This window comes from Phreatobacter sp. (assembly GCF_051860605.1).
In the GTDB taxonomy this organism is placed as follows: domain Bacteria; phylum Pseudomonadota; class Alphaproteobacteria; order Rhizobiales; family Phreatobacteraceae; genus Phreatobacter.
This window is the reverse complement of the sequence record NZ_JBHYDR010000013.1, coordinates 115,571-142,462: the sequence shown is the minus strand read 5'-3', so window position 1 is coordinate 142,462 and position 26,892 is coordinate 115,571. Positions and strand designations below refer to the sequence as shown.

Genomic DNA, 26,892 nt, shown 5'->3' with positions numbered 1-26,892 from the left:
CGGCAATCCGGTCGACATCCTCGTGGCCCATTCCGGCCATCGGCTCGTCGAGCAGCATCATCTCCGGGTCGAGCGCCAGCGTGGTGGCGAGTTCCAGCGCGCGCTTGCGGCCATAGGGAAGCTCGACGGCCGGAAGCCGAGCGAAACTGGAAAGGCCGACGGCCTCCACGAGGCGTTCGGCCTCGCTGTTCAGGCCAGCCAGAACGCTCTCAGAGGTCCAGAAGTCGAAATTGTCGCCCCTCTTGCGCTGCAGGGCGATCCGGACGTTCTCGAGAACATTGAGATGCGGGAAGACGGCCGAAATCTGGAACGAGCGGACAAGGCCCAGGCGGGCGATGTCCGCCGGCTTGAGCGCGGTGATGTCGCGGCCCTTGTAACGGATGCTGCCGCGCGTCGGATCGAGGAACTTTGTCAACAGGTTGAAGCAGGTGGTCTTGCCCGCGCCATTGGGCCCGATCAGGGCATGAATCGTGCCCTTCCGGACCTTGAGCTCCACGTCGCTCACAGCCGTGAAGCCTTTGAAGTCCTTGGTCAGTCCCTCGGTAGACAAAATGATATCGTTGGCTGCTTCGGCCATGCGTTCTCGTCGTTGTGCGTTCCCTGGTGCGGCATTGCTGCATGGCAGTTCCGCAGTGTCAACCGCAACATGAACCGTGCGTCAGGTTATCCGTGTCACAGGGGACTGTCCTTTCGACAGAGGCCCCGGGCAGGATGTCGCAGACCGGCAGTGGAGGACAGGACCGTGTGGCAGCCAAGTGCGATCTATCCCGATCCGGCCGTCGAGATTCTCGATGAGCGATTCCTGAAATACCGGCTGTTCAACGCGGCCGTCGAGCGGCTCGCCGAGGGCCTGCGATGGGGCGAGGGACCGGTCTGGTTCGGCGACGGCCGTTATCTGCTGGTCAGCGACATTCCCAATGACCGCATCCTGCGATGGGACGAGGAAACCGGCCAGGTTTCCGCCTTCCGCCGCCCGAGCGGCAAGGCGAACGGCAACACGCGCGACCGGCAGGGCCGGCTCGTCACCTGCGAGCATGGCGGCCGCCGGGTGACCCGCACGGAGTATGACGGGACGGTCACCATCCTGGCCGACAGCTATCGCGGCCATCCGCTCAATTCGCCGAACGACGTGGTCGTCAGGTCTGACGGCTCGGTCTGGTTCACCGACCCGGCTTTCGGGATCATGAGCCACTATGAGGGTCAGGTCGCGACACCGGAACTGCCCCAGAACGTCTATCGCCTCGATCCGGCGAGCGGCACGCTCGACGCCGTCGTCGAGGATGTGCGCGGACCGAATGGCCTGTGCTTCTCGCCCGACGAAACCATCCTCTACCTGGTGGAGTCGCGGGCCGAGCCGCACCGGCAGATCGTTGCCTTCGACGTCGGAGCCGACGGCCGCGCGCTCGCCAACCGCCGGGTGGTGGTCGATGCCGGGCCGGGCGGCACACCCGATGGCCTGCGCTGCGACATCGACGGCAATCTGTGGTGCGGCTGGGGCATGGGCGCGCCAGAGCGCGACGGCGTCATGATCTTCGCCCCCGACAGCACGGCAATCGGACGCATCCGCCTGCCCGAGCGCTGCGCCAATGTCTGTTTCGGCGGTCGCCATCGCAACCGCCTGTTCATGGCAACCGGTCGTGGCCTCTATGCGCTCTATGTCAACACGCAGGGCGCAGCAGGGGGCTGATCGCGTCAGCCCCTCAGATGGCAGGACACCCAGTGGCCGGGCCCGGCCTGTTTCAGTTCGGGCCGCTCCTCGGCACAGCGCGGCAATTGCCGGATCGGGCAGCGCGTGTGGAAGTGGCAGCCCGGCGGCGGGCTGATCGGATTGGGCACGTCGCCTTCCAGCCGGATGCGGTTGCGGGCAATGGTCGGATCGGGGATCGGCACCGCCGAGAGCAGAGCCTCGGTATAGGGGTGCAGCGGGTTGGTGTAGAGGTCCTTGGAGGGTGCAATCTCCACCACCCGACCGAGATACATCACCGCGACCCGCGAGGAGATGTGCTCGACCACCGACAGGTCGTGCGCGATGAACATGTAGGTGAGACTGAACTTCTCCTGCAGGTCCTCCAGCAGGTTGATCACCTGAGCCTGGATCGACACGTCGAGGGCCGAGACCGGCTCGTCGCAGACGATCAGCTTCGGCTCCACCGCGAGCGCGCGCGCGATGCCGATGCGCTGGCGCTGGCCGCCGGAGAACTCGTGCGGATAGCGCCGGGCATGGGCCGGCTGAAGTCCGACGGTCGCCAGCAGGTCCGAAACGCGCTCGTCGATCTCCTTGCGCGACTTGGCGAGGCCGTGGATCACCAGCGCCTCGCCGATGATTGCGCCGACCGTCATGCGCGGGTTGAGCGAGGCATAGGGGTCCTGGAAGATGATCTGCATGTCGCGGCGCAGCGCCTGCAGCGCCTTGCCCTCCAACTGCATCACGTCCTTGCCCTCGAACCAGATCTCGCCGGCGGTCGGCTCGATCAGGCGCAGGATGCAGCGGCCGGTGGTCGACTTGCCGCAGCCCGACTCGCCGACGACGCCGAGAGTCTCGCCATGGCCGATCTCGAAACTGACACCGTCGACCGCATGAACCTTGGCCACCTCGCGCGACAGGATGCCACCGGTGATCGAGAAGTTCTTGACGAGGTTCTTGACCTTGAGAAGCGGCTCGGTCACGACGCGGCTCCCGCGGCCTGGGGCGTATAGAGGATGCAGCGCACCTTGTGTCCGGGCTCCGCCTCGATCAGGGGGGGCATGGCCTCCTTGCAAGCCGGCATGGCCTGCTTGCAGCGCGAGAAGAAGCGGCAACCGGGGGCCGGGTTGAGCAGGCTCGGCACCACGCCGGCGATCGCCTCCAGCCGCTGCTTGTGGGTGGCGGCAAGGTCGAGGCGCGGGATCGAGCGGATCAGGCCCTGCGTGTAGGGGTGGAGCGGGTTGCCGAACAGCTTTTCGACCGGCGCCTCCTCCACCACCTTGCCCGCATACATGACCACCACGCGCTGGGCCGTCTCGGCGACGACGCCCATGGCGTGGGTTATCAGCATGATGGCCATGCCGAACCGGTCCTTCATGTCCTGCAGCAGGTCCAGAATCTGCGCCTGGATCGTGACGTCGAGCGCCGTGGTGGGCTCGTCGGCGATGAGCAGCCGCGGATTGCATGACAGCGCCATGGCGATCATGACGCGCTGCCGCATGCCGCCGGAGAACTGGTGGGGATAGTCGTTGACGCGCCGCTGCGGGTTCGGGATCTGCACGAGGCTCAGCATCTCGACGGTCTTTTCCATCGCCTGCTTGCGATTGAGTTTCTCGTGCAGGCGGACCACCTCGGCGATCTGCTCGCCGACGGTATAGACCGGGTTGAGCGAGGTCATCGGCTCCTGGAAGACGATGGCAATCTCCTTGGACCGGATCTTGTTCATCTCGTCCTTGCCGAGCGGCACGATGTCCCGCCCCTGCCAGATGATCTGGCCATCGACGATCCTGCCCGGCGGCATGGGGATGAGCTTGAGCACCGACATGGCGGTGACGGTCTTGCCGCAGCCGGACTCGCCGACCACGCAGACCGTCTCGCCGGCCCCGATGGAGATATCCACTCCATCGACCGACTGGACCATGCCGTCGTCGGTTTTGAACCAGGTCTTCAGGCCACGAATGTCGAGCAGCGGGGCGCTTGCGGCCGCCGGCGCCCCGTTGGTCGTTGCTGCCTGCATCACATCACCTTTCTGGGATCGAAGGTGTCGCGCAGGCCGTCGCCGATGAAGTTGATGGCAAGGACGGTCAGGAAGATGGCGGCACCGGGGAACAGCGCCCAGTGCGGCGCATGATCAAGCTGGTCCTTGGCGTCGAACAGAAGGCGTCCCCAGGTCGGGATATCCGGCGGGAAGCCGAGGCCGAGGAACGACAGGGTGGATTCGGCGATGATCGCCGCCGCGACGTCGATGGTCGCCGCCACGATCACCGGCCCCATGGAATTGGGCAGGATATGGCGCACCACCTGGCGGGTCTTGGAGGCGCCGAGCGCGCGCGCGGCCTCGACGAACTCCTTCTCGCGCAGCGACAGGAACTGGGCGCGCACGAGCCTTGCGACCGGCATCCATCGCAGCCCGCCGATGACGATGACGATGAGGATGAACACCCCCATCTCGACCCCGAACATCTCCTTCAGCGAGTCGCGGAAGAAGAAGATGACCAGCAGCAGCAGCGGCAGCTGCGGCAGCGACAGGAACAGGTCGGTCAGCCACATCAGCGCGGCATCGACGCTGCCGCGCGAGATGCCGGCAATCGCGCCGACGATGATGCCGACGATGATCGCCACCAGCATGGCGGCAAGGCCGACAGCCAGCGAGATGCGCCCGCCATAGATCATGCGCGCCAGGATGTCCTGGCCCAGATCGTCGGTGCCGAAGGGATGGGCGAGCGAGGGGCCCTGCAGGCGCGCCGAGAAGTCGATCTCGTCGATGGGCACGCGCCAGAAGAACGGACCCAGCACGACGGCCAGGATGATCGTCAGCAGCACGACGCTGCTGACGACGGCCAGCTTGTGGCGGCGGAAGCGCCGCCAGGCCTCCATGGTCGGTGAGACCTGGACGGTCTGGGCGGCCGCCTGCGGGGCCTCTTCAGCGGTAGGCGATACGGGGGTCGAGCCAGCCATAGAGGATATCAGCTATCAGGTTGAACACGACGACGAGGATGGCGAAGACGAAGGTCACCGCCATGATCACCGGTGTATCGTTGGCAAGGATGGCACTGATCAGCAGCGAGCCGATGCCCGGGATGCGGAAGATCTGCTCGGTCACGATGGCGCCGCCGAACACGCCCGGCATCTGCAGGGCGACCAGCGTGACGACCGGGATCAGGGCGTTGCGGACGACGTGCTTGACGATGACGACGCGCTCGTTGAGCCCCTTCGCGCGCGCCGTCGTGACATAGTCGAGACGGATCACGTCGAGCACCGCCGACCGCACGTAGCGTGTGTAGGACGCGGCCTGGAACAGCCCCAGCACGGCGATCGGCATGATCGACTGCTTGAAATGCTCCCAGTACCAGGCAAGCCCGGTCGCCGGTATGTCCGACCTGTAGACGAAGGGCAGCCAGTCCAGCCAGATCGAGAAGACCAGGATGAACAGCAGGCCGGTGAAGAAGGTCGGCAGCGAGAACCCGATGAAGGCCATCGTGTTCGCGATCTGGTCGAAAACCGAGTAGGGCCGCGTGGCGGCATAGACGCCAACCGGCAGCGCGATCAGAAGCGCCAGCACCTGGGAGGAGCCGATCACGAAGATCGTCACCGGCAGGCGCTGCATGATCAGGGTGTCGACATTGATGCGGCTGGCGAACGAAAAGCCCCAGTCCCCCTGCACCATGGCAGCGAGCCAGCGCACGTAACGGATCATGACGGGATCATCGATCCCGAACTTCTCGCGCAGATTGGCCCTGACTTCGGGCGGGATGTTGGGGTTGGTCGCCAGCTCCTCGAAGGGATCTCCGGGAGCCAGCGCCAGAACCACGAACAGAATGACACTGATGCCGAGCAGGCTCGGAACGGCGATGAGGAGCCGTCTGAGAAGATAATTTCCCATTGGCTCCTCACCACTGCTTGCAAGCGTGCCCCAGAGGGGCGGAGATCATTCGCGATACCAGTCAGCCACGCGCCACAGCTCGTTGTCCCAGCCGGTCAGGCGGGAGACGACGCCGGTCTTCAGGCCCGCAACGCGCGGACGATAGACCACACCGATGACGTGGAAGTCGGCGATCACCAGATCGTTCATCTTGATGAACATGGCTGCGCGCTTGGCCGGATCGAGCTCGCCCTCCGCGTCGCGGAACGTCTTGTCGTATTCGGCGCTCTGCCAGCGGGGAATGTTGCGCCCCTGCCATTTGTTCTCCTTCGTGGCGATTTCCCACGAGCAGAACTGGTTCATGAAGCGCTCGGGATCGGGCTGCGTCATGGTGGTCGTGTACATCTGCATGTCGCAGAAGAACTTGGTGTAGGTGTCCGGGTTGGCGACGTCGGACGAGAAGTACACCGAGGCCGTCACCGACTTCAGCTCGATATCGACACCGGCGCGCTGGGCGGCCTGCTTGATGATCGCCTGGGTCTTCTGGCGCGGCGCATTGATGGACGTCTGGAAGACGAACTTCAGCTTCTTGCCGTCCTTCGCCCGGATGCCGTCCGAGCCGCGCTTCCAGCCGGCCGCCTCGAGAATCTGGTTGGCCTTCTCGATGTTGAACTCCCACTTCGTGTTGGGGGAGCGCACGCGCGGCGGGTTGTTGAGGAAGTTGGCGGTGGCAAGGCCGGTGCGCCCGTAGATGAAGCGCTCCACCGAGCCGCGGTCGATCAGCAGGCTGACCGCCTCGCGCACGGCCTTCTCGGAGAAGGCCGGGTGCTTGCTCTTCACGCTTGCCCGTTCGCCTTCGACCTCGTTCCACGGATCGGTGGCGTTGAGCTGGATGTGCTCGATATTGGCGCCATCGACGATGGTTGCCCGGCCGCGGCCGCCGGTCTCGAGCCGCTTGAGGATCTCGTCCTCGACCTGGAGGTTCCAGGAATAGTCATACTCGCCGGTCTGCAGCACGGCGCGGGCTGCCGACACCGCATCGCCGCCGCCCTTCATCTCGATCGTGTCGAAATAGGGCCGGTTCGGCTCATGATAGTCGGTGTTGCGGTCGCCGCGGACGATGTCGCCCGGCTTGAAATCGGCATATTTGAAGGGGCCGGTGCCGACCGGCTTGAGATTGGCAGGGGCCTCGCGCGACTTGGCGCCCATGTAGTCGCCGAAATGGTGCTTCGGCAGGAGGCAGCCGGCAATGCCGACGAAGGCATCGGCCCAGAAGGGCGTTGCCTTGCTGAACGTCACGCGGACGGTCAGGTTGTCGATCTTCTCGACCTGGACGTCCTTGTAGCTGCCGATGGTGACGGCGGCCGTGGCCGGGTCACGGGCATATTGCCAGGTGAACAGCGCGTCGTCGGCGGTCACCGGCTGGCCGTCATGCCACTTCGCGGTGGGCTTGATCTTCCAGGTGACCTGCTTGCCATCGGCCGACAAGCCACCGTTCTCGCGGCTCGGAATCTCGGCGGCCAGCACAGCCACCAGATTGCCTTCCGGGTCCCAGGCCGCCAGCGGCTCGTAGAAGATCCGGGAGGCTTCCTGGTCCTTGGTGCCGACGGCGAAATGCGGGTTGATGAGGGTCGGCGCCTGCCAGAACAGCAGCTTCAGCGGACCGCCGCCGCCGGCCTTGGTCGGCTTGTAGGTGAAGGCAGCCTGGGCGCGGGCCACGCCGTGAAAATCGAGGATGTGCCAGGCCATCGGTGCGGTCAGGCCGGCGGCGACCATGCGGCTCATGAAGGACCGGCGCGACAAGCGCCCCTCCTTCACCTCGTGGGCCATCCCACGGATGTCGTGTTCGTTCATGAAGATACCTCCACTGGCTCGAGGGGAGCCATAATCTTCCCCGGGGCGGCCGTGCCTGTGGTTTTTTCGGCCGCCAACTGGCCGCAATCGAGCAGGTTCCCGCGCCTCCGTCAACGCGGGAGTGGTCGCGGCTCACAGCTTGCACCGTGCTGCGATGCAACAGCAGGCAGCTGCGTTTCAAGCGGGCACAACATGCCCCAAGGCGCGGCAATGCCGCCGCGCGGGGCGCCCCGGTAGACCAGAGGAACAGACGCCGGCGGGTCCGGCGCACCGCCTCCGGGATCACCGCCATGGCCAAGCTCGCAACCTCCTCCGGCTTCTTCCGCACTGTCGATCAGAAGACCGCGTCGTTCTGCCTCGCCCTGGTCGCCACCCTCACCCTCGCCGCCGGCCTTGCCTGCTTGAGCCGCCCCATCGCCACCGCCAGCACCGCCGCCCCGATCCTCGTTCCGGCCGCAGCCGACCATGCGGCGATCGTCACCGGCCGCTCGGCCCACAAGCTGACCCGCAGCCCGATCCGCATCTTCGGCAATCCCGCTTTGCGGCCGGCCGAGGCGGGCGTCGTCGTCGCCCGCGCCTGAGCGACCGTTAAGGACCTGCCAGCCACACGATTGAACGGGACCGGCCAAGGCTCTATCGTCCGGCTCTTCGAGCCCAGCGACGCGAAGCCATGCCGCCCCGGTTCTTCGGAGACGACACTCCCGGATGGCCCGAGCCGGTCGCCCCCCCGACGCCCCGCGTCGCGCTGGTGATCGGCAACGGCGCCTATCGCACGAGCCGGCTCGACAATCCGGCGCGCGATGCCCGGCTCATCGCCGACACGCTGGCCGATCTCGGCTTCGACACGGAACTGGTGACCGATGCCAGCAAGGCGGTGCTGGAGACCGCCATCGTCCGCCTCGGCGAGCGGCTGGAAAAGGCCGGCAAGGACGCGATCGGCTTCTTCTATTTCGCCGGCCACGGCATCCAGCATCGCGGCGCGAATTTTCTCGTGCCGGTCGATGCCCAGATCCCCGACACCCGCTATCTGAAGAGCGGCGCGGTGCCGGTGGACTATCTCGTCGAGGAACTCGCGCGCGCCCATTCCCTCGCCAATGTCGTGGTGCTGGACGCGTGCCGCGACAGCGCGATGCGCGATACCGGCGGCGGACTGACCCAGGGCCTCGCCTCCATCCAGAACCTGCCGGACGGCACCCTGGTGGTCTTCTCGACCGCCGCCGGGCAGGTCGCCGATGACGGCCATGGCGACCACAGCCCCTATGCCCGCGCCCTCGCCCATCACCTTCGCGAGCCGGACCGGCGGCTGGAGGAGATCTTCTTCGCGGTGTCACGCGCCGTGGCCGAGACCACCGGCAATGCCCAGCGCCCGGCCCTTTTCGTGCAGGGGGCGGTGCCGTCCATCGTCCTGAAGCCGGGCGACAGCCTGCCCGACCAGCCACCACCTCCACCCCTTGCCGTTCCGGCCGAGGTGCCGGTCGTGCCGGTTCCGCCGGCCGATGCCCGCAGCGTTGCCGTGGCGGAGCCGCAGGCAGAGGTCGCGCCGGAACCCCCGCCCGCAACAGTGCCGTCCGCCTGGGACGCGGTGCTGCCGCCCGCCCCGCCGGCCACGCCCCCTCCGGCCCCTGCCGGTGGCGCGCCTGCAGCCTCCCGGCCCGTGCCCTTTCTCGGTTCGCTTGCCGCTCCCCCCGCCCCGGCGACGCGGCAGTCGAAGGCGCCTGTCCTTGTCCTCTTCGCCCTGTTGGCCACGACTGCGGCCGGCGCTGGCGCCTTCCTGTTCTGGCCGCGGCCTGAGCCGGTGCGTATCGACCTGTCGGCGCCAGCCGCCTGGCCGGTGCCAAGGGAGGGTGCGGTTCTCTGGCGCAAGACCGATGGGCGGGACTGCGAGGACGGGTCGTCGCTGGTGCTGGACGGGCGCTACTGCCTGAGAAGCGCCGGACCGATCGGGGCCATCTGGGAGGCCGGTCACGCCACCGTGCCGCTGGCCGCGGCCATGGTGCTGCGCGCCTCCGCGCGCACGGGCGCGCGCTGCGCCGATGACAGTCTGTTCGAGGCGGAGCAGACCTGTCTCGCCCCGGTGCATCCGGACTGGATCAGCGAGGCGGCGGTCGCGGAAGCTGGCACCCGGCCGGTGATCGGCGGCCCGCCGGCCGGTGTCGCCAGGCTGGAGCCGCGCGGCACGCCGGCCTGTACGGCGGCGCAGGTGCAGTTCCCCTTCCCCGGCTATTGCCTGACCGGCCAGGCGGCCTTCGGTCTGGTCACGCCGACCATCCTCGGCCATGAGCGGCTGGGCGGCACGGCCGCCGGCCAGCCCGTGGCGCTTGCCGCCTACAAGCGGCTGGGCGACTGCCCCGCAGCCAACACCGTGCTCGAGAACGGTCGCTTCTGCCTGGTCATGCGCATCTGGTGAGGTTCGCCACACCCGGAACGCCAGAGACCGGAGGCTTGCGCCCCCGGTCCCCTTCGTCGTAGGTCCGATCGGTCAGTTCGAGGCGTGGCGGACCGGGCCGCTGCCCCGGTGGCTGGTTCCGGCCTGCTCGGCGATCACCATGGCGAGCCGGGCGAGCAGGGTGTCGGAGCCCGTCTGGGGGGCGGTGGTGCGGGCCGGAGCTTCGGCCTGAGCCGGGCGGGCCGGAGCAGGGCGGGCCGCGGAGGAGCGACCGGCCGGGACCTGGCCGGCTTCAGCCCGGCGGGTGTCCTGGCTGCGGGTGTCCTGGCTGCGGGTGCCCTGGCTGCGGGTGTCCTGGTTGAAGGCGACGACCGCGCCCCGGCCGTTCCGCTCCAGGTGGACCGGGCGCATCATCGAGGAACCTTCCCAAGGGGTCTGGGCCTCGGCGTTGTGGCGGGCGACATACTGCTGAACCAGGGCCCGGGCCTGCTGGGTGAGCTCGCGCACCTCGATCCGCTCGTTGGCCTTCATCACGTCGAGCAGGGCGGCGGTGTAGAGGCTGAGGCCGATGGAGGTGCCCCAGTCCTGCGAGTTCTCGCCGGCGGCCGAAGAGAAGCTGACCAGCGTGTTGGCGGCGGGCGAGCGGCGCTCGGCCTGGCCGGCATTGGCCGTGGCGAGGGCATTGCGCCCCTGCTCGGTCAGGAACGGGTTGCTGCGGCAGGCATCGACGATCACGAACTTGAAGTCCACACCGGCAGCCTGGAGGCGATCGACGATGCCGCTCACCGTGTAGTCGTCGCGGCGGAAGAATTCCGGGCTGTCGACCTGGGTATCGGAGGCCATCATGTAGACCTCGCCGTTGACCTGCAGGCCGTGGCCGGAGAAGTAGACCACCGCGGCGCTGGCCCCGCGGGCCTTGGCGATGAAGGCATCGACCGCAGCGCGGAAGGTCTGGGAGTTGGGGTTCTGCACCAGCGTGACGTCGAAGCCGAAGCCCGACAGCGCGGTGGCGACCTCGGCGGCATCCTTGGCCGGGCTCGGCAGCGGCGAGGTCTGGTAGGTCGACACGCCGATGGACAGCGCCACGCGCTGGCCGGCCGAGGCGGCATAGGTGGAGAGGGTGAGGGCAAGAGCGGCGATAAGCGCCACCATCTGGGAACGACTGCGCATGTCCGTAGCTCCTGTTTGAAAGTCAGCGCCTGTTCGCTGTCGACCCGGACCTTGCGCCGCGGCATCCTCTGCAGGAATTGTTGGGAGTTGAGACGGGTTGCGATCCCTTGCCTTGGCTCTTTCATCCATGCGGGCAATGGGGCTCACTGGCCGCACACCCGAACCAGGAGACAGGCCCATGGCCGCCGCAATACCGAATCTCTTTCTGAAATGGCTCGCCGTGCGCGAGCTGCTGCGCCTGCCGCAGTCCAATGCCGAGATCGCCACGCGCCTGTGGGGACCGGATGACGGGCCGTCCAAATTCTCGAAGATGCTGCGCGGCGACTATGGCTGCGAGCCGGACGTGGCCGGCGAGCTCGCCGAGGTTGTCAACAAGCGCATCGCCATCGTGCGCGGCGCCGCCGGACGCCATGACCCGGCCGGCTACCAGTTCCGCCCGACCGATTTCGAGGCGCCCGCCCTCGACTTCACCCGGCAGGTCATCACCGCCACCGAGGTGATCGACCCCGACGCCCTCGAGCGGACCCACAAGGCACTGGTCCGCGAGCTCGGCCCGGATGTTCCCGCCTCGCCGGGCGGCGGGCCGCACCTTGCCATCGAGCAATACGGCACGACCCGCTTCTTCGAGGGCGCGACGGCGGCCGCCGCCGGCCCCCCGGTGTTCGAGATCGGCCGGCACAAGGGCCTGTTCGCCATCGACGGACTGCTGCCCGAGGATCTGGACCGCCCGCTCAAGCTCTATGTCATGTTCTCGCGCGATCCCGGTCCCAGCGGCCAGCGCATCTGGGACATCACGTTCCAGGACGCGGTGCGATGGCTGCCCTCGCCCTTCGATGCAACGGTCGAGGGCGGGCGGATCCTGCTGATGCGCGAGCCGAAGCCTGTCCAGCCGATCACCGGCCGCTTCCGCCTCACCGCCATCGTGGTACGCGACCCGGCCGTGCTGCCGCGGCTGGACCCCCGCGGGGCGCGGGCCACATCCGCCCCTCTCGACGAGGAGGAGACCGCCCGGCTGATCACCAACATGACGCGCGTCGCCAAGAGCCATGCCAATGCCGTGGCCTTCTGCAGCAGCGACTACCTGGTGCGGGACCCGAAGGCCGCCTGAGCCAGCCCACTCGGCTGTCGTGCCATCGCTGTGCTGCGATCTCTGCCCTGCCACGAGCCCCGGCCCCTGCGGCCGGGGCTCTTGCGTTGTGGCCGCGGCAGCGGTGCGTCAGCCGTCCCCAACACGCCTCCATCCGCTCGCAAGGCGCCGCAACCCGCAGCAATCCCGCCGATCCCGGCTTGCCCCTAAACCTGTTTTCACCAGGCCGGATGGTTCGGCCGGACAGAGATCAGGGAGCATGACCATGACCAAGTTCAAGACCTTCATCCTCGCCGCTTGCGCCGCCACCGTGCTTGCCGCTCCGGCCCTCGCCAACACCTACCAGCACCGCCACCTCGTCCAGGCGGTCGTCGACGGCCGCATCGCCGAGGTGTTCAACCACAACGACCGCGAAGCCCGCCTCATCCGGGCCAGCTACCTCGCCGGCTTCAGCCTCTGGTACGACAGCCGCTGCGACTTCCTGCCGATGCCGACCTTCGAGGCCATCAAGGCGATGGCCGAGGAAGCCCGCCGCAACCCGCAGAGCCCGACGGCCGAGGCCGCCAATATCGGCGAGCAGGACGCCAAGGCCTTCCTCGGCGAAGAGGGCTGCGCCACCCGCACCGCCCAGGCCGCCCGCGGCTCGCTGGAGCGCTTCTGGGAGGCGACCACGCAGCGCCTCGCCGGTCAGCAGCGCCAGGCGCCGTCGACCCAGGCTCCCGCCCCGGCTCCGGCCCCGGCTCCGACCCCGGGCAACGGCAACCGCATCCGCCTCTGACCCGACCATCACCATCGGCCAAGGGCCGGGATCGCTCAGCGGTCCCGGCCCTTTCCCATGCGTCACACCGGGTGACAGCAAGCCGTGTGCTGACTAGACTTGGGCTTTGCGTCAAACTGCGGCATGGCCATGCGTGACCGGCGATCGAGCTTCTGGTGTCTCTGGCTGCCGACGCTCGCCATGCTGGCCGGTCTGGCACTCGCGGTCCCGGCCCGCGCCCAGACACCGCCCGCGGCGAACCCGCAGGCCTTCATCGTCAACCGCAATGCCAGTCCGATCGTCGCGGTCTTCGCGACCCCGGTCGCCGACCAGAACTGGGGCTATGACAAGCTGGCGGGGACGATCCGGCAGAACCAGCGCTGGCAGTTTCGGGGCGAGGCGGCACGCGGCTGCAACTGGGACATCTTCGTGATCTTCCAGAACGACCAGGTCGAGGAAAAGCGCAACCAGAACATCTGCCAGGTGTCCCAGCTCGACTTCGGCGGACAGGGCGTGCGCGCACGCAACGATCGCGACCCCTCGCCGCCGACGACGCAGTCGCAGCCGCCCAACCGCTCAGTTGATACTATGATCGTCAACCAGGGCCCGGCGACCGTCGTCGGCCTGTTCACCCAGAGCCAGGGCGCCGCCAGCTGGGGCAACGACCATCTCGGCACCGGCACCCTTCGGCCCCAGGGCCGGTTCCACCTGCGCAAGCTGGCCAGCCAGGGCTGCACCTGGAACATCCGCATCGTCTTCGCCGGCGGTCACGTCGACGAGCGGACCGGCATCGACCTCTGCGCCATGTCGGAGCTGCTGGCGGCCGGCCGCTCCGCCCCCGGCCAGGTGATCGCCTATGGCACCGGCTTCTATGTCAGCCGCCACGGCCATGTGCTGACCACCTATCATTCGGTCCGCACCTGCACCTCGGTGGCGATTGCGCGCCAGGGCGGTCAGCGCATTCCGCTGGTCAAGGTCGCCGACGATGCCGAACTCGACCTCGCCCTGTTCCGCGTGCCGGGCCTGCTGAGCCCGGTCGCGCCCTTCCGGATCGCAGGCGAGGGCCTGAGAGCGGGCGAGCGGCTGACCGTGGTCGGCTATCCGGCCCGGCGGGTGATCGGCCAGGTGACGGTCGCCGAGACGACGGTGATCGCCTCCCCCGGGGCGACAGCCGGCACGACGCGCTTCCAGTTCCAGGGCGGGGCCGTCGAGGAACCCTGGGGCGCGCCGATCTATGACCAGAACGGCCTCGTCGTCGGCGTGGCCAATGACCCGCAATTCGTCGGCCGGGCCGGCACCGCGATCAGCCACGAGGCCATCCAGCGCTTCCTGCGGGCGCAGGACGTGACGCTCGTCGCCATGCCGGGCGGCGAGCCGCAGCGCATGCCCAGCATGCAGGACTATGCGTTCCCCGTGGTGCTGCCGCTCGACTGCGTCAACTGAGGGCCGGCTCCGCCGGCTGCGGCCTGGCCTCCGCCTCGCCGGCCGGCGCGACGATGAAGCCGCCTGACTGGCGCGCCCAGAGCTGGGCGTAAAGTCCGCCGCGCGCGAGCAGTTCGGCATGCGAGCCCTCCTCGACGATGCGCCCCCTGTCGAGCACGACGAGACGGTCCATGATCTGCAGCGTCGAGAGGCGGTGAGCGATGGCAATCACCGTCTTGCCGGCCATCAGGTCCCCGAGACTGTCCTGGATGGCCGCCTCCACCTCGCTGTCGAGGGCAGCGGTCGCCTCGTCCAGCACCAGGATCGGCGCGTCCTTGAGGATCACGCGGGCAATGGCGACGCGCTGGCGCTGGCCGCCGGACAGCTTGACGCCGCGTTCGCCCACATGGGCGTCGTAGCCTGTGCGGCCGGCACTGTCGCGCAGCCCGTCGATGAAGCTGTCCGCCTCCGCCCTTCCCGCCGCCGCCCGCATCAGCGCCTCGTCCGCATCGCGGCGGCCATAGCTGATATTGTCGCGGATCGAGCGGTGCAGCAGCGAGGTGTCCTGCGTGACCACGGAGATCGCCTGCCTCAGGCTCTCCTGCGTAACCTCACGCAGGTCCTGTCCGTCGATGGTGATGGCGCCGGCCTCCACGTCGTGGAAGCGCAGCAGCAGGCTGACCAGGGTGGACTTGCCTGCGCCCGACCGCCCGACGAGCCCGACCTTCTCGCCCGGCCGGATGGTCAGCGTCAGGTCGCGGATCACCGGCAGGTCGGCCCGGCCATAGCCGAAGGTGACGCGGTCGAAGGCGATGCCCCCGCCTGCGACCTCAAGCGGCCGCGCGGCGGGTGCGTCCTGCATGGTCAGCGGCCGGGCGATCGAGCCCATGCTCTCCTGCACGGTGCCGACATTCTCGAAGATGCCCTGGATCTCGGCCGCGACCCAGCCGGACATGGCGATGATCTGGATAGTCAGCGGCAGGACCATGGCGACCGCCGCGATCTCCACCGTGCCGGACTGCCAGAGCAGCACCGCCAGGGTGCCGGTGATCGCCAGCAGCAGGGCGTTCAGCACGTTGAGCAGAACCGTGAACAGCGTGTTCAGCCGGTGCTGGGCCAGAAAGGCCGCATGCTGCTCCACCATGCTGTCGCGCACGTAGCGATCCTCGTCGGCGGCGCGGGCAAAGAGTTTGACAGTGAGGATGTTGGTGTAGCTGTCGACCACCTTGCCGGTCACCGCAGACCGTTTGGCGGAGGCCACCCGCGCGGTGTCGCGCATGCGCGGAACCATCGCGACCAGCAGCGCCACGTAGAGGCAGAACCAGGCGAAGATCGGCACGGCCAGCCGCCAGTCCTGCGCCACCATGAGGCCGGTCGCCGCTATCCCGTAGAACAGGATGTGCAGCACCGAGCGCATGGACGCGAGCGCGGTCTCGCGCACCGCGCTGCCGGCCTGCATGACGTGATTGGCGATCCGGCCGGCGAAATCGTTCTGGAAGAAACCAAGCGACTGGCGCACGACGTGGTGATGGCTCTGCCAGCGCGTCAGGGTGTTGAGCGGCGCCGAAATGCCGTGATTGGCGATCAGCCGCTGGAGGAACAGCACCAGCGGGCGGGCGACCAGCACCACGAACAGCATGGCCGCGAATGTCGGCCAGGCCGTCTGGAACAGGGCCTCGCGCGGCGTCTCGGTCAGGATCGCCATCAGCCGGCCGATAAAATAGGGGATCGCCGTTTCCAGAACGGCCGCCACCATGCCGACAACGAACAGGGCCGCGAACAGCCCCTTCGCCTGCGCGATGAAGTACCAGTAGAAGGCAAGGAGGCCCGCCGGCGGCCCGGAGCCGGGCGGCGGAGCGACGGGGTCGAGGCGGGTTTCGAAATAGCGCAGCATGGCCCATGTCCGCCGCGCGCGGCGGCTGCGCGGTCTGTTCGACTTGATCGAGGAAAAGCGGGTGATAGGTGGCGATTATGGCCGCACGGCGATGATCCGTCGACAAGCGGCGGGTCTCTCCCGACATCCTGCCGACATCTGCCGGGTGCAGGTCCGCCTTGACCTGACTGCCGCGTCATCGGACCATCCGGCCGGGAGAAAAACGCTCATGAAAACCACGCGACGCCAGTTCGTGGCGGCCACGGCCGCACTATCAGCGGCCGCTCTGCTCCGGCCCCTGTCCACCGCCTTCGCTCAGGCCGCCGCCCCGCCGCCCATCGTGTTCTGCCACGGCAACGGCGATCATGCGGCGCTCTGGATGACGACGCTCTGGCGATTCGCCCAGAACGGCTGGCCGAAGGATCGGCTGGTGGCCTTCAACTTCACCGATCCGCTCGCCCGCAGCGACGACGCCGTGCCGATGCCGGGCCGCTCCGGCACCGAGGATCAGCTGCGCGAGCTGACAGCCGTCGTGCGCACGACGCTTGCCCGCACCGGTTCCGACCGGCTCGCGCTTGTCGGCTCGTCACGCGGCGGCAATGCCATCCGCAATTTCATCGTCCTCGCAGATGGCGCATCCCAGGTCAGCCATGCGGCTCTCTGCGGCACGCCGAACCGTGGCGTGTTCCATTGGCCCCAGGCTCCGGGCAGCGAATTCAACGGCGCAGGCCCGTTCCTGACGCGGCTGAACGCCCGGGACACGGACGTCGTGCCGGGCACCGCCTTCCTGACGCTCTACAGCGAGGGAAATGACAAGTTCGCGCAGGCCGATGCCCGGTTGATCGGCCGGCCGGGAGTGCCGACCGGCATCACCACCGAGGGTCCGACCCTGCGCGGCGCCACCAATATCGGCCTCGGCCCCCTCGACCACCGCGAGGTGGCCTTCCACCCGCGCGCCTTCCGCGAGCTCTACCGCTTCATCGGCGGGCGTGAGCCGGCCCTGATCGGAGTCCAGCCGGACAGCGAGGTGGTGCTCGACGGCCTCGTCACCGGCAATCCGCGCGGCGTGCCGTCGAACCGGCCCGTCGGCAATGCCGAGGTCGAGGTCTGGCGCATCGACCCCGGCACGGCGGCCCGCCGCGGCGAGCCGCTGGCGAGGAAGACCACCGGGCCGGACGGGCGCTGGGGTCCGGTGACCGCCTCGTACGAGGACTGCCTGGAGTTCGTTGTGGCGGTCGAGGGCCATCCCGTCACCCACACGTTCCGCTCGCCCTTCCCGCGCTCCTCGGACGTCGTCCACCTGAGACCGGCCCCGCCGGTCGCCGAGGCCGAGCGGCAGGCCGGTGCCATCGTCCGGATGACCCGCCCGCGCGGCTATTTCGGCATTCCGCGTGACGTGGTGGTGCTCGACGGGCGCGAACCGTCCGATGTCACCCGCGGCGTGCCGACCGATGCCGCCACCAGCGTCCGGCTGCCGGCTGGCGAGGTCGGCCGGCCGGTGATCGGCCTGTTCAACGAGGAGCGGGTGATCGCCCGCGCCGTTCCGCTGGCGGAAAACCGCATCGCCATTGCCGAACTGACCTGGTGAAAAGGCAATGGCCGGATCCGCCCGCCGGTTCGCCGCCCTTGTCCTCGCCGGTCTTGTTATCGCCGGTCTTGTGCTTGCCGGTGCAGGCCCGGGCCGGGCGCAGGTTCCACCGGACCCGGCCGAGGTCGCCGCCTATCGCGGCCTGCATGCCGCCGCCCATTCGGGTGATGTGGCAGCCATAGCGAGGCTGGCAGCGTCCGGCGAGAACCCGAACGCCCGCGACGGCCATGGTCGCACGCCGCTTCACGTTGCGGCCCATGGCCGCCACCGCGAGGCGATACGCGCCCTCGTCACCGCCGGCGCCGATCCGCGCGCCCTCGACAGCCGGGCCTATGACGCGATCACCATCGCGGCGGTCGCCGATGACGAGGAGACCATGGCGGTCGCCATCGCCGTCGGAGGCGATCCGAAAGCCATCACAAGCCCCTATCGCGGCACGGCGCTGATCGCCGCGGCCCATCTCGGCCATGACGGCGTGGTCCGCCGCCTGATCGCCGCCGGCGCGCCGCTGGACCACGTCAACAACCTGGGCTGGACCGCGCTGATCGAGGCGGTGATCCTCGGCGATGGCGGCCGGCGCCATGTCGAGACGGCGCGCGCGCTGGTGGAGGCCGGGGCCGACATCCGTATCGCCGACCGTCAGGGTGTCACGCCGCTGGACCACGCGCGTCGGCGCGGTTTTGCCGCGATGGTGACGATTCTGGAGGCGGCGCGGCGTTGAAGGCAACGCACAACCGGCCTAGTGTCGAGCCATGCCCGATCGCCGCGCCGTCCTGACGGGTCTGACCGCCCTGCCCGCCGCCCTTGGCCTGGCTTCACCGGCTGCCACTGCGCGTACGCCCTTCGTGCTGGACGGTGCCGGCCGACGCATCACGATTCCAGCCAGCGTGCGCCGGATATTCCCCGCCGGCCCGCCGGCCGCCATCCTCATCTACACGCTGGCTCCGGACCTGCTGATTGGCTGGCCGCGCGCCAACCGGCCGGAGGAGCGCGAGTTCCTGCTGCCTGAGGTCGGGTCAAGGCCGGAGGTCGGCCGCATCACAGGTCGTGGCAACACAGCCAACCTCGAACTGGTGCTTGCACTCCAGCCCGACCTGATCATCGACGCCGGCTCCGTCCGCCGCCCCTTCGCGGAACTGGCGGATCGGGCCCAGGGCCAGACGGGGATTCCCTACGCCCTGCTTGATGGCCGTCTCGACGTGGCAGCCGGCACCTACCAGACGCTGGGTCAGCTCCTCGATCGTCGCGAACGCGCGAAGGTCCTCGCGGACTGGTGCGATGACACGATGCGCACACTGCTGTCGCGCACCGGAACGGTCACTCCGACCCGCCGGCCGCGCGTCTACTATGCGCGTGGTCCGCGCGGTCTGGAGACCGGCCTGTCCGGTTCCATCAATGTCGAGGCCGTCGAGTTCCTCGGCGCCGTCAATGTCGCGAGCGGCGCGCCGGGACGCGGTCTCGCGCAGGTCTCGCTCGAGCAGGTGCTGGTCTGGAACCCCGAGATCATCGTCACCATCGACCAGACCTTCGCGGCGACTGTCCGCACCGACCCCGCCTGGGCCGGTGTCTCGGCGGTCGCCGACGGCCGGATCCACCTGTCACCCAAGCTGCCTTTCGGATGGGTCGACTTCCCGCCCTCGGTCAACCGGCTGATCGGCCTGTGGTGGCTCGGAAAGGTCCTGTACCCGACCCTGTTCCCGGAGGATATGCGGAGCCTGACCCGCGACTTCTACACGCTCTTCTATCACCTGACCCCAACCGATCAGCAGATCGACCGGGTCCTGGCCGGGCGCGACTGACCATGGTGTCAAGAGGCGCGTTCGGCGGCGGCGTGGCGGTTGCCGTCCTTGTCCTCGGCCTGCTCGTGGCCTTCGGCGTCGGCCGGTTTCCCGTGGCCCCATCCGACCTGATCCTCGCCCTGTGGTCGCGCCTCTCCGGCACGCCGTCCGGCCTTCCGGCCTCGGTGGAGGCGGTGGTGTTTTCCATCCGCGGGCCGCGCGTGATTGCCGCGCTCGTCTGCGGCGCGGCCCTTGCGGTGGCAGGGACCGCATTCCAGGGCCTGTTTCGCAATCCTCTGGTCTCGCCTGATATTCTCGGGGCCTCCTCGGGTGCCGCACTTGGTGCGGTGATCGGCATCCTCCTGTCCTTCGGCATTTTCGGGATCCAGGCGGCGGCATTCGCCGGCGGCATCGTGGCAGTGGTCGCCGTCTATGCGGTGGGTGCCACGATCCGGTCCGGCGACCCGATCCTGACCCTGGTGCTGACCGGGGTGGTTGTCGGCGCGCTGCTGGGGGCCGGCGTCGGCCTCGTGAAGGTGCTCGCCGACCCCTATAACCAGCTTCCGGCCATGACCTTCTGGCTGCTTGGCTCCCTGTCGGGCACCGCACCGCCCGACCTTCTTCCGCTCGTCGGCCCGGTTCTGGCGGGGACGATCGTGCTCATGGCTCTGCGCTGGCGCATGAATGCGCTGTCGCTGCCGGAAGAGGAGGCGAGGGCGCTGGGCCTGCCGACCGGCCTCTTGCGCATTGCCATCGTCGCGGCGGCCACCCTGACGACTGCGGCAAGCGTTGCGACTGCAGGCGTGATCGGCTGGGTCGGGCTGGTCGTGCCTCATCTTGCCCGGTTCCTGGTCGGCCCGGATTTTGGAAAGCTCGTGCCGACCGCGGCCATTCTCGGGGGTGGCTATCTGCTGCTGATCGACACGCTGGCCCGAACCATGGCGCCCGTGGAAATTCCGCTCGGCATCCTGACCGCCGTCGTCGGCACGCCGTTCTTCATCTGGCTGCTCGCCACCTCGCGCGGGGGCTGGTCGTGACCATCACGGCGGCAGGTCTCGGCTTCGGCTATCGCGGCCACACCGTCGGGCGCGATGTCACCCTCTCCTTCGCTCCGGGCGAGGTGCTGGCGCTGCTCGGCCCGAACGGCGGCGGCAAGACCACGCTGCTCAAGACGATGATCGGGCTCATTCCGCCGCGCTCCGGAGCCGTGTGGGTGGACGACCGGACCATTGCCAGCGTGCCGGCGCCCGCACGGGCGCGCCTCATCGGCTATGTCCCCCAGGCTCATGGCGGCACCTTTGCGTTCACGGCGCGGGAGGTCGTGATGATGGGCCGCTCCGCCCATGGCACCCTGTTCGCGAAGCCGTCGGCCCGCGACCGGGCGGTCGTCGACAGCATGCTCGAGCGCATGGGCGTCGCCCATCTTGCCGACCGGCCGACGACGCAGATTTCAGGCGGCGAGCGCCAACTGGTCCTGATCGCGCGCGCGCTGGCCCAGGAACCACGCTATGTGGTGCTGGACGAGCCAACTGCCAGCCTCGACTTCGGCAACCAGGGCAAGGTCATGCGGCAGATCCGCCGGCTGGCGGGCGATGGCCTTGGAGTGCTCTTTACCACCCACGACCCGAACCAGGCGCTGGGTCATGCCGACCGGGTGGCCCTGCTGCGCGATGGTGGGCTCATGGCCACCGGCCCGGCTGGCGAGGTTCTCCGGCAGGCTAACCTTGAAAGGCTCTATGGCGCCGAGGTCAGAACGATCACCGGGGCCGGCGGCGTAACCGCCTTTCTGCCAGGCTGACCCCCGCTCAGGCGAGCACGGTCGGCCGGATCCACCAGTGCGGCCGAACCTGCCGCACCGCGCTCGCCGCCGCCGCGGCCGCGCGACCGCTGTCGAACAGGCCGAATATTGTGGCACCCGAGCCAGACATGCGGGCAAGGCGGCATCCATCCGTTCTGCTCAACAGGGCGAGCGCCTCCCCCACCCCCGGGGCGATGGCCTGTGCCGGCACCTCCAGATCGTTGCGCGAGGTCGAGGCCAGCTGCACCAGGGCCGCGCGCTGCGCGGAGCGCCGGTCCGGCCAGTCCATGGTCTCGACAGCGGCCGCCGGATCGCCGGGCCTCTCCTCGCCCGGCGCCAACCCGAGCCGTCGGAAGACGTCCGGCGTGGACACGGCGACACCCGGATTGACCAGCACCGCCGGCAGGAACGGCAGGCCGGGCACCGGGCCGAGTTCGGCTCCCGTGCCGCGCATCATCCGCGACCTGCAGGCCAGGCAGACCGGCACGTCGGCACCGGTCAGCCTTGCCGCCTCGACCAGGCGGGGATCGTCCGGGGCAAGGCCGCTTGCGCGCGCCAGCAGCCGCAGGGCGGCCGCCGCATCGGACGATCCGCCACCCAGCCCGGCCGCCACCGGCAGGCGCTTCGTCAGCCTGAACCTGCCACGCGGCAAGCCGCGAACCAGCGCGGCAAGATGGCTGGCCGCCCGAAGCACCAGATTGTCGTCTGGCAGGCCGGCAGCATCAGCGGTCCGGCCGGAAACGGTCAGGTGGAAACTCTCGCCGCCCGGTACGAAGGTGAGATCGTCGCCGGTTGCGGCGAACATCACGAGGCTCTCGAGGTCATGATACCCGTCGGGCCGCCGCCGGCGCGCCGCCAGCGTGAGATTCACCTTGGCGGGTGCCCGTTCGGCAAGGACGCCGCCGCTCACGACGGGACGCACGGCCAGGGCCGGATCGGGATGCGGCTCAGTTTGGCGAGCGCTGCTGGGCGGGCGCGGCCTGTCCGGTCGCCTGCTGCGGCTCCACCGTGTCGGCAGCAAGCCCGTTGGCGATCTTGTTGAGGATGCGCGGCAGGTCGTCCGGCTCGGGCTTCAGGTCGCGCGCATGGTTCCACTGGAACTGCGCCTCCAGCCGCCGGCCGACGCGCCAGTACGCATCGCCCAGATGATCGTTGATGACCGGGTCCTCGGGACGCAGTTCGATGGCCCGCTCCAGCTCCACGACGGCCTCCTCGAAGCGGCCCATGCGGTAATAGGCCCAGCCGAGGCTGTCGACGATATAGCCGTCCTCGGGGGTCAGCTCGACCGCCTTGCGGACCAGTTCGAGCCCTTCCTGCAGGTTAATGCCCTGGTCGACCCACGAATAGCCGAGATAGTTGAGCACCTGCGCGCGCCCGCGCGCGTTGTTCTCCGGCACCAGTTCCATGGCGCGCCGCAGGTCGGCCTCGGCCTTCGCCCATTGCTTGGTCCGCTCGTAGGCGATGCCGCGGAAATAGAAATAGACCCAGTGCTGGGAGGACGGGTTGGGGATCAGCGCCAGGGCGCGCGAATAGACCTCGGCGGCTTCCGCGAAAATCTTGCGCGCGCGCAGGATGTTGCCGAGCGCCTGCAGGGCCTCGATGTCATCCGCCTTGCGGTCGATCAGGGCCTGCAGCGCCTTGCGGGCCTCGTCCACCTGCTCGACCTCGTTGAGGTTCAGCGCACGCTGGATCTGGGCGTTGCGGTAGAGCGGCGAAGTGTCCGGCATGGCGTCGAACACGGCGATGGCGCGGCGCGGAAGCTTCAGGAATTCGTAGAGATCGGCGAGCGACAGGATGGCGAGTTCGTGGGTCGGCTCCAGCCAGCGGGCGAGTTGCAGGTAGATCAGCGCGAGATCCTCGCCGCCCTGCCGCGACAGCGCGGAACCCAGCCCGTACAGCACCTCCGCGGCGCCGCCCTGGGCGTTGCGGACGAGAACCGGCAGGGTTGCGCGCTCGCCGGCCAGCCGCTGCTGCGCATCCGCGACCACGGGATGGTTGGGGATCACCTTGTCATAGGCCGCATAGACCTGGCGGGCGTCTTCCGTCGAGCGCCCGCGCGAGACCCAGCGGCCCCAGGCATCGACGATCCGCAGGATGGTGGAATCCTGCTTGTAGGCCTCCTCGAGCCGCGCACCGGCATCGGCCCTGCGGCCGGCGGCATCGAGAATCAGCCCGGCGTGGAAGTTCTTGAACAGCGTGTACCAGTCCTGCCCGGAGAGCCGGTCGACGGAAGCCACGGCGGCATTGGCATCGCCGGAACCAAGCTGCGTCCAGCCGATCAGCAGCGCGGAGGTCAGATCCGATTCGGCGCGCGGAGCAGCGATCAGATGCGTGCGTGCGGTCTGGAACTGTCGCTGCTTCACCGCCCGGATGGCGAGTGCGAGGCGGGCGAGGCGGTGCTGCCGGTCGACCTGGACCAGCCGCTCGGCCAGCGGGACGGCGTCATCGACATTGCCGTCGGCAAGGGTTGCGACGAAGGCCCGCTCGAGGATTTCCGCATTGCGCGGGTCCCGGCGCAGCGCGGCGCGCCAGAACACCGAGGCCGCGGCCGTGTCGCGGGCATTGGCTGCCACGCGCGCGGCCAGCACATTGCCATAGACCGACGAGCGGATTGCCTCGCGCAGCGTCGGCGCCGCACCCGGCGGCTCGGTGGAGGGGTTGCGCGCCGATCCCGCCGTCGTTCCCGCCACGACGGCGAAAGCGATGGTGAGCACCCTGAGCATGGTCCTGAAGGTCACGTCGGTTCTCTCGTCGTCCCGGTTGGGATTGCGTGCAAGGGGCCGGCTGCCCGCCACATTCGGCCCGATCCGGCGCACCGGCATCAGGCGACAATGCCTCCGATGCCGACGATCCGCAAGGCAACCATCGGGGCCGAGTTGGGCGGCGCCAAGGCAGGCCGGCCGTGGCCGCGAAGGCATTTCACCGCTCACGAAGCCTTGAACGCGCCACCGCCGCTGTCTAGACCGGCAGAACCCGGGACCTAGCGCCCGCCTCTCCGTCCAGGATGCCCGACATGGCTCCCCGCCCGCCCGCCGGCCCTGCCCAGGCCGACCTTGTCCCGGCCGACCTCGCCGATACGTTCCTGACCATCCGCGACCTGCTGCGCCATGCGGTCGGGCGCTTCCGCGCGGCCGGCATCGCCTTCGGCCACGGCACGACGAGCGCGCTGGACGAAGCCGCGTTCATCCTGCTGGAGGGCCTGTCGCTGCCCATCGACGACCTGAACCCGTGGCTGGATGCTCGCCTGACCCGGCCCGAGCGCCTCCGGCTGCTCGACCTGATCGAGCAGCGTGTCGCCACCCGCAAGCCCGCCTCCTACCTGCTCGGCCGGGCCTATATCCAGGGCATTCCGTTCCGGGTCGACGAGCGGGTGATCGTGCCGCGCTCCTATCTGGGCGAACTGATGATGTCCGGCGGCCTCGTGCAGGAGGGCGCAGGCCCCGTGCCCGACCCGATGGCCGTCACCCGCATCCTCGACCTGTGCACCGGGTCCGGCTGTCTTGCGATTCTGGCGGCCATGGCCTTTCCGGAGGCCACCATCGACGCCGTCGACCTGTCCGCCGAGGCGCTGGAGGTGGCAGCGCTCAACGTCGCGGACCATGACATGCAAGACCGGATCAACCTGATGGCGGGGGATCTGTTCGCGCCGGTCGCGGGCCGGCACTACGATCTCATCATCGCCAACCCGCCCTATGTCGCCGAGGCGGAGGTCTCAGCCTTCCCGCCCGAATATCGCGCCGAGCCGGTCATGGCCCATGCCGGCGGGCCCGACGGGCTCGATATCGTGCGACGTATCCTGCGCGAGGCGGGTGACCACCTGACCGAGCACGGCGGGCTGCTCTGCGAGATCGGAACCGGCGCCGAGATCCTCGAGGAGGAGTTCGACCTGCCCTTCCTCTGGCTGGATTCGCAGGACAGCACCGGCGAGGTGTTCTGGCTGTCGGCGGCAGACCTCGGCCTGAGGGCCTGAGCGGGCGCGCGCGAGACGCGCTCCCCGCGCCGTCACGGCTTTCTGGCGACGAGGAACGGACGACGGTCCCGTCCCCTGGTGGCATGGGCCTCGCGCGCGATGACGTCGAAGCCCGCTGCGCGCACTGCCCCCTCAAGATCGTCGGCCCGAAGCGAGAGGACATGCGGCGCCTTGCCGATGGCCCGCATGGCGGGCAGCAGGACAAGCCGGATCAGCGGCGTCATGTCGCCAAGACAGGGGGTTTTGGAGATGAACAGGCCGCCCGGCTTCACAAGGCCATGGATGCTGGCAAGCGTCGCCGGAAGGTCGTGCACGAGATGCAGATAGTTGAAGCCGAGCACGGCATCGAACCTGTCCGCCTCTCCGCGCAAGTCCTCGGCCGTGGCAACGCGGAACGCCAGTGAGGCGACCGGTCCGGCAGCCAGCTTCTGCCGGGCAATCGCGATCATCCCCTCGGACAGGTCGGTTGCCAGATAGGCCTGCACGGCATCGGCCAGCCGCAGGGCGGTGGTTCCGGTGCCGCAGCCCAGTTCCAGAACGCTGTCCCCGGCGCGCAGGAGCGCGCGCGTGCGCTCGAGCGTGCGTTCATAGCCGCCCGGGTCGGCGATCTTCGATGCAGCATATTTTCGGGACGATCGGTCCCAGAATCGGGCGTCGCTGGCGAGGCTCATGGGCCGATCTCCTGTGCGGCGCAGGCCTAGCATATGCACAGAACGACGAAATTGCCGAAATCTGAAGCCATGATATACGCAAGCGCATGAGAACTCTGGACTGGAACCTGCTGCGCGCCTTTCACATGACGGCGACCGCCGGCTCCCTGTCGGCTGCGGCGCGCCAGACGGGACTGACCCAGCCGACCCTGTCGCGGCAGGTCAGCGCGCTGGAAGCCGAACTCGGCATTGCCCTTTTCGACCGGATCGGCCGCAAGCTGGTGCTGACCCTCGCCGGGGCGGATCTGCTGGCCTACAGCCGGTCCATGGGCGAGGCGGCGGAGGCCATGGCGCTGGCGGCCAGCGGCCGGGTGCAGGAGATCGGCGGGCGGGTCAGCCTGTCGGCCACCGATTCCTATGCCGCCTATATCCTGCCCGACATCGTCGCGCGCATCCGTGCGGCCGCCCCCCAGATCACCATCATGGTGGTCGCCTCCAACGCACTCAGCGACCTGCATCGCCGGGAGGCCGACATCGCCATCCGCCATGTGAAGCCCGACCGGCCGGGCCTGGTCGGCCAGCACATCTGCGACACCGAGGCGCATTTCTACGCATCGGACGACTGGATCGCCCGCAACGGCATGCCGGCCGGTCCGGCCGATCTGGCGCGGGGCGACCTGATCTGCTTCGAGGACGCCGCGCATTTCGCCGATTTCATGAAGGGGATCGGCATCCCGGTGGACGCGGCAGACTTTCGCCTGGCGTCGGATTCGGCGGTCGCCATCTGGGAGATGGTCAGGCGCGGGCTCGGGATCGGCGGCATGCTGCGCGAGGTGGCGGACCGCACGCCGGGCGTGCGGCGGGTCGCGCCGGACCTGCCGCCCATCCCCGTTCCGGTCTGGCTCGTCACGCACCGGGAACTGGAGCAGAGCCCGCGCATCCGGCTGGTTCAGGCGATCCTGGCCGAGGAACTGTCGCGGCTCCCCGAACGCCGGCCGGCGGCCGGCCACTAG

The 26,892-nt window shown here is 68.9% G+C and carries 24 protein-coding genes; 13 read left to right on the top strand and 11 right to left on the bottom strand.

What is annotated here, in order from left to right:
- On the bottom strand, positions 1-577 hold a 577-nt coding region (locus ACTIFS_RS19940; RefSeq protein WP_439575872.1), incomplete at its 3' end, for an ABC transporter ATP-binding protein.
- Positions 578-742: 165 nt separating this feature from the next.
- Between ACTIFS_RS19940 and ACTIFS_RS19935 the strand changes: the two genes are divergently transcribed.
- Positions 743-1,687 (top strand): SMP-30/gluconolactonase/LRE family protein, encoded by a 945-nt coding sequence (locus ACTIFS_RS19935; RefSeq protein ID WP_439575871.1) that lies wholly within the window; start codon positions 743-745, stop codon positions 1,685-1,687.
- Between the two features lie 5 nt (positions 1,688-1,692).
- On the opposite strand, the gene ACTIFS_RS19930 is transcribed toward ACTIFS_RS19935, so the two are convergent.
- From ACTIFS_RS19930 to ACTIFS_RS19910, 5 genes are read right to left on the bottom strand one after another with little or no spacing between them, the layout of a single operon-like run.
- Positions 1,693-2,667, bottom strand: a complete 975-nt coding sequence (locus ACTIFS_RS19930) for an ABC transporter ATP-binding protein (protein ID WP_439575870.1) — start codon at positions 2,665-2,667, stop codon at positions 1,693-1,695.
- Positions 2,664-3,701, bottom strand: coding sequence for an ABC transporter ATP-binding protein (locus ACTIFS_RS19925; protein ID WP_439575869.1), 1,038 nt, complete (start codon positions 3,699-3,701; stop codon positions 2,664-2,666). Before ACTIFS_RS19925 ends, ACTIFS_RS19930 begins: the two co-directional genes overlap by 4 nt.
- Entirely contained in the window at positions 3,701-4,642 is a 942-nt protein-coding gene (locus ACTIFS_RS19920; protein WP_439575868.1) for an ABC transporter permease, read from the bottom strand. The genes ACTIFS_RS19925 and ACTIFS_RS19920 overlap by 1 nt, the downstream gene beginning before the upstream one ends.
- Positions 4,608-5,567 carry an ABC transporter permease gene (locus tag ACTIFS_RS19915; RefSeq protein WP_439575867.1) on the bottom strand — a complete coding sequence of 320 codons (960 nt, stop codon included), beginning with the start codon at positions 5,565-5,567 and terminating at the stop codon, positions 4,608-4,610. Before ACTIFS_RS19915 ends, ACTIFS_RS19920 begins: the two co-directional genes overlap by 35 nt.
- A gap of 45 nt (positions 5,568-5,612) precedes the next feature.
- Positions 5,613-7,400 (bottom strand): peptide ABC transporter substrate-binding protein, encoded by a 1,788-nt coding sequence (locus ACTIFS_RS19910; protein WP_439575866.1) that lies wholly within the window; start codon positions 7,398-7,400, stop codon positions 5,613-5,615.
- A 290-nt stretch (positions 7,401-7,690) separates the two neighbouring features.
- Here ACTIFS_RS19910 and ACTIFS_RS19905 point away from each other — a divergent pair, with 290 nt between their 5' ends.
- Positions 7,691-7,981, top strand: a complete 291-nt coding sequence (locus ACTIFS_RS19905; protein WP_439575865.1) for a hypothetical protein — start codon at positions 7,691-7,693, stop codon at positions 7,979-7,981.
- A gap of 89 nt (positions 7,982-8,070) precedes the next feature.
- Entirely contained in the window at positions 8,071-9,807 is a 1,737-nt protein-coding gene (locus ACTIFS_RS19900) for a caspase family protein (RefSeq protein WP_439575864.1), read from the top strand.
- 72 nt (positions 9,808-9,879) lie between these two features.
- Here ACTIFS_RS19900 and ACTIFS_RS19895 read toward each other — a convergent pair whose 3' ends face one another.
- Positions 9,880-10,956: a caspase family protein gene (locus ACTIFS_RS19895; protein WP_439575863.1), complete on the bottom strand. Its 1,077-nt coding sequence runs from the start codon at positions 10,954-10,956 to the stop codon at positions 9,880-9,882.
- A gap of 178 nt (positions 10,957-11,134) precedes the next feature.
- On the opposite strand from ACTIFS_RS19895, the gene ACTIFS_RS19890 reads away from it, so the two are divergent.
- The 3 genes from ACTIFS_RS19890 to ACTIFS_RS19880 all read left to right on the top strand — a co-directional run bounded on the left by ACTIFS_RS19890 (position 11,135) and on the right by ACTIFS_RS19880 (position 14,243).
- Positions 11,135-12,064 (top strand): hypothetical protein, encoded by a 930-nt coding sequence (locus ACTIFS_RS19890; protein ID WP_439575862.1) that lies wholly within the window; start codon positions 11,135-11,137, stop codon positions 12,062-12,064.
- A 244-nt stretch (positions 12,065-12,308) separates the two neighbouring features.
- Positions 12,309-12,821, top strand: a complete 513-nt coding sequence (locus ACTIFS_RS19885) for a hypothetical protein (protein ID WP_439575861.1) — start codon at positions 12,309-12,311, stop codon at positions 12,819-12,821.
- Between the two features lie 123 nt (positions 12,822-12,944).
- Positions 12,945-14,243: a S1 family peptidase gene (locus ACTIFS_RS19880; protein WP_439575860.1), complete on the top strand. Its 1,299-nt coding sequence runs from the start codon at positions 12,945-12,947 to the stop codon at positions 14,241-14,243.
- On the opposite strand, the gene ACTIFS_RS19875 is transcribed toward ACTIFS_RS19880, so the two are convergent.
- A complete protein-coding gene (locus ACTIFS_RS19875) occupies positions 14,236-16,116 on the bottom strand; it encodes an ABC transporter ATP-binding protein (protein ID WP_439575859.1) in 1,881 nt (626 codons plus the stop codon). The two genes, ACTIFS_RS19880 and ACTIFS_RS19875, sit on opposite strands and share 8 nt — an antisense overlap.
- 208 nt (positions 16,117-16,324) lie before the next feature.
- Here ACTIFS_RS19875 and ACTIFS_RS19870 point away from each other — a divergent pair, with 208 nt between their 5' ends.
- From ACTIFS_RS19870 to ACTIFS_RS19850, 5 genes are read left to right on the top strand one after another with little or no spacing between them, the layout of a single operon-like run.
- Positions 16,325-17,683, top strand: coding sequence for a hydrolase (locus ACTIFS_RS19870; RefSeq protein WP_439575858.1), 1,359 nt, complete (start codon positions 16,325-16,327; stop codon positions 17,681-17,683).
- Between the two features lie 7 nt (positions 17,684-17,690).
- Positions 17,691-18,404 (top strand): ankyrin repeat domain-containing protein, encoded by a 714-nt coding sequence (locus ACTIFS_RS19865; RefSeq protein ID WP_439575857.1) that lies wholly within the window; start codon positions 17,691-17,693, stop codon positions 18,402-18,404.
- A gap of 31 nt (positions 18,405-18,435) precedes the next feature.
- Positions 18,436-19,482: an iron ABC transporter substrate-binding protein gene (locus ACTIFS_RS19860; protein ID WP_439575856.1), complete on the top strand. Its 1,047-nt coding sequence runs from the start codon at positions 18,436-18,438 to the stop codon at positions 19,480-19,482.
- A gap of 2 nt (positions 19,483-19,484) precedes the next feature.
- Positions 19,485-20,498, top strand: coding sequence for a FecCD family ABC transporter permease (locus ACTIFS_RS19855; protein WP_439575855.1), 1,014 nt, complete (start codon positions 19,485-19,487; stop codon positions 20,496-20,498).
- Complete coding sequence (locus ACTIFS_RS19850; protein WP_439575854.1) at positions 20,495-21,259, top strand: ABC transporter ATP-binding protein; 765 nt, start codon at positions 20,495-20,497, stop codon at positions 21,257-21,259. The genes ACTIFS_RS19855 and ACTIFS_RS19850 overlap by 4 nt, the downstream gene beginning before the upstream one ends.
- Before the next feature lie 7 nt (positions 21,260-21,266).
- On the opposite strand, the gene ACTIFS_RS19845 is transcribed toward ACTIFS_RS19850, so the two are convergent.
- Positions 21,267-22,181, bottom strand: a complete 915-nt coding sequence (locus tag ACTIFS_RS19845) for a 4-(cytidine 5'-diphospho)-2-C-methyl-D-erythritol kinase (RefSeq protein ID WP_439575853.1) — start codon at positions 22,179-22,181, stop codon at positions 21,267-21,269.
- 25 nt (positions 22,182-22,206) lie between these two features.
- Positions 22,207-23,997: a tetratricopeptide repeat protein gene (locus tag ACTIFS_RS19840; RefSeq protein ID WP_439575852.1), complete on the bottom strand. Its 1,791-nt coding sequence runs from the start codon at positions 23,995-23,997 to the stop codon at positions 22,207-22,209.
- Between the two features lie 275 nt (positions 23,998-24,272).
- Between ACTIFS_RS19840 and prmB the strand changes: the two genes are divergently transcribed.
- The gene (prmB, locus tag ACTIFS_RS19835) at positions 24,273-25,229 is read left to right on the top strand and encodes a 50S ribosomal protein L3 N(5)-glutamine methyltransferase (protein WP_439575851.1); all 957 of its coding nucleotides are present in this window, start codon (positions 24,273-24,275) and stop codon (positions 25,227-25,229) included.
- Between the two features lie 32 nt (positions 25,230-25,261).
- On the opposite strand, the gene ACTIFS_RS19830 is transcribed toward prmB, so the two are convergent.
- On the bottom strand, positions 25,262-25,900 hold the full coding sequence (locus ACTIFS_RS19830; RefSeq protein ID WP_439575850.1) for a class I SAM-dependent methyltransferase: 639 nt from the start codon (positions 25,898-25,900) through the stop codon (positions 25,262-25,264).
- An 86-nt stretch (positions 25,901-25,986) separates the two neighbouring features.
- Here ACTIFS_RS19830 and ACTIFS_RS19825 point away from each other — a divergent pair, with 86 nt between their 5' ends.
- Positions 25,987-26,892, top strand: a complete 906-nt coding sequence (locus ACTIFS_RS19825) for a LysR family transcriptional regulator (RefSeq protein WP_439575849.1) — start codon at positions 25,987-25,989, stop codon at positions 26,890-26,892.